Annotated in this window: 6 protein-coding genes; 1 reads left to right on the top strand and 5 read right to left on the bottom strand. The window is 68.1% G+C overall.

Annotated features, from left to right (window positions below; all coding sequences use genetic code 11):
- The coding region (gene fdhD, locus A8G08_RS08065; protein ID WP_068272503.1) for a formate dehydrogenase accessory sulfurtransferase FdhD at positions 1-728 on the top strand (728 nt) is incomplete at its 5' end.
- 87 nt (positions 729-815) lie between these two features.
- On the opposite strand, the gene A8G08_RS08060 is transcribed toward fdhD, so the two are convergent.
- The 5 genes from A8G08_RS08060 to A8G08_RS08040 all read right to left on the bottom strand — a co-directional run.
- Positions 816-1484: a GntR family transcriptional regulator gene (locus A8G08_RS08060; protein ID WP_068272502.1), complete on the bottom strand. Its 669-nt coding sequence runs from the start codon at positions 1482-1484 to the stop codon at positions 816-818.
- Positions 1485-1546: 62 nt separating this feature from the next.
- Positions 1547-2449: a dihydropteroate synthase gene (folP, locus tag A8G08_RS08055; protein ID WP_068272498.1), complete on the bottom strand. Its 903-nt coding sequence runs from the start codon at positions 2447-2449 to the stop codon at positions 1547-1549.
- 86 nt (positions 2450-2535) lie between these two features.
- Complete coding sequence (locus tag A8G08_RS08050; RefSeq protein ID WP_068272493.1) at positions 2536-3129, bottom strand: sarcosine oxidase subunit gamma; 594 nt, start codon at positions 3127-3129, stop codon at positions 2536-2538.
- On the bottom strand, positions 3122-5974 hold the full coding sequence (locus tag A8G08_RS08045) for a 2Fe-2S iron-sulfur cluster-binding protein (RefSeq protein ID WP_068272491.1): 2853 nt from the start codon (positions 5972-5974) through the stop codon (positions 3122-3124). Before A8G08_RS08045 ends, A8G08_RS08050 begins: the two co-directional genes overlap by 8 nt.
- Positions 5971-6163: sarcosine oxidase subunit delta (locus A8G08_RS08040; protein ID WP_068272490.1), on the bottom strand; the 193-nt coding region annotated here is incomplete at its 5' end. The genes A8G08_RS08040 and A8G08_RS08045, both read right to left, overlap by 4 nt.

Below are 6163 nucleotides of genomic sequence, written 5' to 3'. Positions count from 1 at the left end.
GGACCCCACTGGCCGTCACGATGCGCACCCCGGGTTCCGATGTGGAACTCGCACAGGGATTCCTGCTCACCGAGGGGATCATCCGCGACCGGTCGGATATCGCTGCGGTCCGGTACTGCAACAGTGCTGGTCCCGACGGGATGAACACGTACAACGTCCTTGACGTCGACCTCGCGCCCGGTGTCACGCTGCCCGACACCGGAATCGAGCGTAACTTCTACACCACCTCGTCGTGCGGAGTCTGCGGCAAGGCCTCCCTGGACTCGATCCGCACGCGCACCCGGCACAGCCCCGCCGATGACCCGGCCACCGTGGACACCGAGGTGCTCGCGGGATTGCCGGACACGCTGCGCGAGGCGCAGAAGGTCTTCGCCACCACCGGCGGCCTGCATGCGGCCGGGCTTTTCACGCCCGACGGGCGGGTGCTGGCCGTGCGCGAGGATGTGGGGCGGCACAACGCTGTCGACAAGCTGATCGGATGGGCAGCCGAGCAGGACCGGATCCCGATGGCCGGCACTGTCCTGTTGGTCAGCGGGCGTGCGTCGTTCGAACTCGTGCAGAAGGCCGTGATGGCCGGCATTCCCATTCTCGCGGCGGTCTCGGCGCCCTCGTCGCTGGCCGTCGACCTCGCCGAGGACGCGGGCCTGACGCTCGTCGGATTCCTGCGCGGGCAGAGCATGAACCTCTACACCCACCCGGAGCGCGTGCGCACGCCCGTGCGTGTGTGACCAAACGGGTGCGAATTGTGTTCGTGGGTGTGAAGTTTCTGCCCTGTGAGCGAGTTTTGCCCATGGGAAAGGGTCAGGTCGGGTGGGTCAGAACATCTTTCGGATGTCGTCCTCGAAGTCCCGCACATGGGCCTCGGCCAGCTCCCGGGCGCGCGCGCCGTCCCGGTCGATAATCGCCTGCAGGACCTCCGATTGACCGTGCACATGGTGCTCGAGGTCGGGGAGGCGTTCGCGGGCGAGATTCCACATCCGCAGCGACAGATCGAGATTCTGTGTGAGCGTGTCGAGTAGGTAGGGATTGTGCGCCATCCGATGGACGGCACGGTGGACGACGACGTCGAGATCGAGCAGGTCACTCGGATCGGTGCACGCGTCGAGTTCGTCGAGCAGCGCGCGCAGTTCCTGGCGCTCCTCGTACCGCGCCTCGCTCGCGGCGCGTTCCGCGGCGAGTCCCTCGAGGCGTTCGCGCATATCGCAAATCGCCTCGAGATCGGCTAGGTCGAGGTCGGCGGCATAACTGCCGCTGCGGGGATAGATGACGACCAGACGGCCGTAGGCGAGGCGCTTGATCGCTTCCCGTACCGGCGTGCGGCCGACACCGAGCTCCGCGGCCAGCTGCTCTTCTTCGATGGGGGCGCCGGGCGGAATCTCCAACGAGACGATCTTGTCCCGAATGGCCTCGAAGGCCTGTTCGGACAGCAGCGGACTTCCGTTGGCGCCCTTCTTCGTCTGGCGGGCTGCACGCGGTGCGGTCATCCCCGCCACCTCCTCGGCAAATACATGACACGGCACATCTGAGATACCAGTTATTGACGACGCTACATCAGCTGGGCGCCGTGCGGGGCCCGCTCGGTAGTGGCTTCACGGATTGCCCGCGCGACCGCCAATGCGTCCACGGTGGCGGCCACGTCGTGGACTCGCAGGATGGAGGCGCCGTGCTGGGCGGCAATCATGGCCGCCGCGACCGAGGCCGGCTGCCGGGCAGTGACGTCGCGGCCGGTGATCGTGCCGAGCATGCCCTTGCGGGACAACCCCGCCATCACGGGCAAACCGAGGTTGGCGATGCGTCGGAGCGAGCCGAGCAACTCGAGATTGTGGGGCAGCGTCTTGCCGAACCCGAAGCCCGGATCGATCACGATGTGGTCCAGCGGGATTCCGGCCATGCGGCAGGCACTGACGCGGTCGAGCAGAAACTCACCGACCTCGTCGACGACGTCCGTGTAGGCGGGCGCAGCCTGCATATCGGCCGGTTCGCCCTGCATATGCATCAGGCAGACAGGAACCCGCAAGCTCGCCGCCGTGCTCAACGCTCCGGGGGAGCGCAGTGCGCGCACATCGTTGATCATCACCGCACCGGCGGCGACGGCCTCCCGCATCACCTCCGCGCGGGAGGTGTCGACCGAGATGGGGGTCGATGTCGTGCTTGCGAGCGCCTCGATCACCGGGACGATCCGCGCTATCTCTTCGCCCACCGATGGTGGATGCGATCCTGGCCGGGTCGATTCTCCGCCGATGTCGAGCAGTTCGGCGCCCTCGGCGACGAGCTTCCGGCCGTGCTCGACAGCCCGCTCGGGATCGCGGTACTGGTCGCCGTCGGAGAAGGAATCCGGCGTCGCGTTCACGATGCCGCACACCAGCGCGGCTGGGTTGGCGAGGCGGCTGAGCAGCCGATCTCGGCTCTCGATAACCCTCGATGGGGTCGGTGCGGCAACAGAAGTCATCGCGAACGGTCCTGTCGTTGGGTCGGGTGTCGGCTCGGTGGACCGCGGCGCAGACAGGTCCACCGAGCCGACGACTGTGGGCCGGCCTACCAGCGCACGCCGAACTCCTCGGCGGCGTCGATCAGCCAGTCGGCCAGGTAGCGGGCGAACGACGACCGGACCAGGACGCGGTAGTCGGTTCCGTTGTCGTCCAACGGGATCAGCACGACACCTGCGAGCGCGAGCATGGTCTGCGGCGCCGCGCCGAGCCCGAAAACCGCGGGGTGCAGGTCCAGTGAGCAGCCTTTGGCCAGGACGGCGCGGGCATTGGAGCCCCGCAGTCGCAGCGAGGTCCGCTGGGCGGAGACGTCGACGGCCGCGCCGCCGTGCTCGCCGATGGCGTCACGCAGCTGTGCCTCGAGCTCCTCGCCGGCGCGGTTGCCCGCGAGCACGAGCCATTCCTGGGGCCCCATCCAGATCACTGTCGCATTCGCTCCGGTGACCGCAGTGGAAGCGGTGGTCGGCAACGAGGCGATACCGAAGATCTCGGCCGCCGCGGCAGCACCTGGGCCCGTCGGGTCGACCCAGAGGTCGATCATGGTGACGAACGGTTCCTCGGTGACGCGTGCCGACATGGGGAGCGCTTCGAATCGGGACTGCCAGTCCTGCAACGGGCTTCGGGCGACAAGTGTCTCAGCCATCGCGACGTGCTCCTTCGGGATCGACGAGGACGGTGCCGGTGACCTCCACGGGCACCAGGATTCCGTCCACGGGGACGTGCAGTGTTTCGCCGATGCGGGCGCGGCCACCCTTGACCAGCGCGAGCCCGAACGGGCGACCCAATTCGGCGCTGCGGTAGCTCGACGTCACATGGCCGAGCATCGGGACCGGCGGGGGCGGCAGGATGCCGTCCTTCATGGACTCGATGACCTGCGCGCCCTCGGGAAGCACGGTGTCCGCATCGAGGGGGAGCAACCCGACGAACTGCTTGCGCAGCGGATCGACGTTGGATTCGCGAGTGAACGATCGCTTGCCGACGAAATCCGGCTTCTTCTTCGACACCACCCACTCCATGCCGAGGTCCTGCGGGGTGATTGTCCCGTCGGTGTCCTGGCCGATGATCGGGTAGCCCTTCTCGGCGCGCAGCACGTGCATCGTCTCGGTGCCGTACGGGGTGATGCCGTAGCGTTCGCCGGCCGCAATCAGCTTCTCCCACACCGCTGTTGCGTGCCAGCCGGTGACGTTCACCTCGTAGGCGAGCTCACCGGAGAAGCTGACGCGACCGATCCGCACGTGCACCCCGTCGAGCGTGGTGTCGCGCCAGGCCATGAACGGGAAGGCCTCGTTGCTGACATCGAGATCGGCGAAGACCGCACCGATGACGTCGCGCGACTTCGGCCCGACGACGGGGAAGGTGTGCCACTGCTCGGTCACCGAGGTGAGCCGCACCCGCAGCTGAGGCCACTCGGTCTGCAGCCATTCCTCCATCCAGTCGAGGATTCGCGCGGCACCGCCGGTGGTGGTGAAGGCCTGGTAGCGATCCTCCGCGAGGCGCATCACCGTGCCGTCGTCGATGACCATGCCGTCGACGCCGCACATGACGCCGTAGCGGACCATGCCGACCTTCAGGGTGCTCATCATGTTCGTGTACAGCAGGTCGAGGAACGCGCCGGCATCCGGCCCCTGCACGTCGATCTTGCCCAGCGTCGACCCGTCGAGGATGCCGACGCCGGTCCGCACGGCCGCGCACTCGCGCAGCACGGCGGCCTCCATGTCCTCACCGGGCAGCGGGTAGTACCGCGGGCGCTTCCACTGGCCCACGTCTTCCCAAACCGCACCGCGGTCGACATGCCAATCATTAACGGCGGTAACCCGTTCCGGATCGAACAGATGACCACGGCTGCGGCCGGCGAGGGCGGCAAACGCAACGGGTGTGTAGGGCGGGCGGAACGTCGTGGTGCCGAGATCCTCGATCCGAGTGCCGATCAGCTCCGAGGTGATGCCCGAGGCCACGACGCCGGACGTCTTGCCCTGATCGTGCGCGGTGCCGATGGTGGTGTAGCGCTTGATGTGTTCCATCGAGCGCATCCCCGCACCGACCGCCCGGGCCAGATCGGCGACAGTGGCGTCACGCTGGACGTCGACGAACTGGCGCTCGGCGCCGGCCGGGTCCGGCACGTGCCACACCACTGCGGCAGGTGCAGGCGATGGCGCCGGATCCGATTCGCCCGCAATCGCATTGGTAGCAACGGTGAATCCGAGGTCGGTCACGACCGTGGTTGCGACTTCGCGGCCCTCGCGCAGGCATCCGGGAAGGTCGAACACACCATTGGCCGAGCCCGCGACGGTCACGCCGTCGAGACGCTCGCCGGGCACGAACGCGCCGAGCGCATCGTCGTAACGCAGCGTGCCGCGCGCCTGGCTGAACAGATGCACCGCGGGATTCCAGCCACCGCTGATGAGGAGTGCGTCGCACGCGAGGGGAACGGGCGTATCGCCGTCACGTGCCACGATCGCGTGGCTGATCCGCCCGTTGCCGAGGGTGCCGCGGACAACGGAGTTGCTGCGGAGAGTGATGCCTCGCTCGGCGCACCCGGCGCGCAAGTCCGCCGCCACATCGTGACGAACGTCGACGATCGTGTTGATACGCACGCCGGCGTCGTGCAGGTCGAACGCGGCGGCGTAGGCGCTGTCGTTGGTGGTGAAGACGACAGCCTGGTTGCCGACCTTGACGCCGTAGCGGTGCAGGAACGTCCGTGCACCGTGCGCGAGCATGATGCCGGGCCGGTCGTTGTCGGTGAAAACCACGGGGCGCTCGTGCGCGCCGGCGGCAACGACAATGTGCGGCGCGCGGATCCGCCAGATGCGCTGGCGGCTGATCGCCGCGGGCGCCTCGGTGCCGAGGTGGTCGGTGCGCCGCTGCACGGCCAGGACGAAGCCGTCGTCGTAATGCCCGAATGCCGTCGTGCGCTGCAGATGCAGCACATCGGGATGGCTCGCGAGTTCGGCGACCGCGGCGTCCACCCACTCCAGCGCGGGCTTGCCGTCGATGGTGTCGGTGCTGCCGAGCAGTGCGCCGCCGGGCTCGCTCTGCTCGTCGAGCAGGACGACGCGCACCCCGGCGCGGGCGGCGGTCAGCGCCGCGGCCAGGCCGGTCGGGCCCGCGCCGGCAATCAAGACGTCGGTGTGCACATGGGTGGAGTCGTACTTCGCGGTGTCCGGGATGTCGGCGAGGCGACCCTGCCCGGGGATACCGCGCGCCACGAGGCCATCGAATAGTTCGACGGTCGTCGCGAGCAGCATCGGCTCGGGGAACGGCTCCTCGATCTGGACCAGGCCGCCGGTGTCCTCGGCCCAGGCGGCGGTGATGCCGCGGGGACGACCGAGCTTGATGCTCGTGGTGACCTGGTGCACGCCGTTGGCGAGCAGTGCCGAGCCGAGCGTGTCACCGGCGTGACCGGTCAGCTCCTGGCCGTCGAAGGTGAAGGTGTAGGCGGTGTTCCGGTCGATCCGGCCGCCCTGACGGGTGCGGAATGGTGCGTTCACGAGATCGTCGGCCTTTGCTCGTCCATGCGGTACACGCCGTGGAATTTGTAGGTGGCGGTGTCACGGAGTGCGTTGAACCAACGCCGGCATCCGGCAGCGTGGCTCCAACGCTCCGCGAACATTCCCTTGGGGTTGTTGCGGAAGAACACGAAGTGCGCCCACTGTTCGTCGGTCAGCGCTTGCGGGTCC

It is taken from the genome of Aldersonia kunmingensis (assembly GCF_001646865.1).
GTDB lineage: Bacteria > Actinomycetota > Actinomycetes > Mycobacteriales > Mycobacteriaceae > Aldersonia > Aldersonia kunmingensis.
Note: the sequence above shows the minus strand (reverse complement) of the source record. Positions and strands in the feature narration are given on the sequence as shown.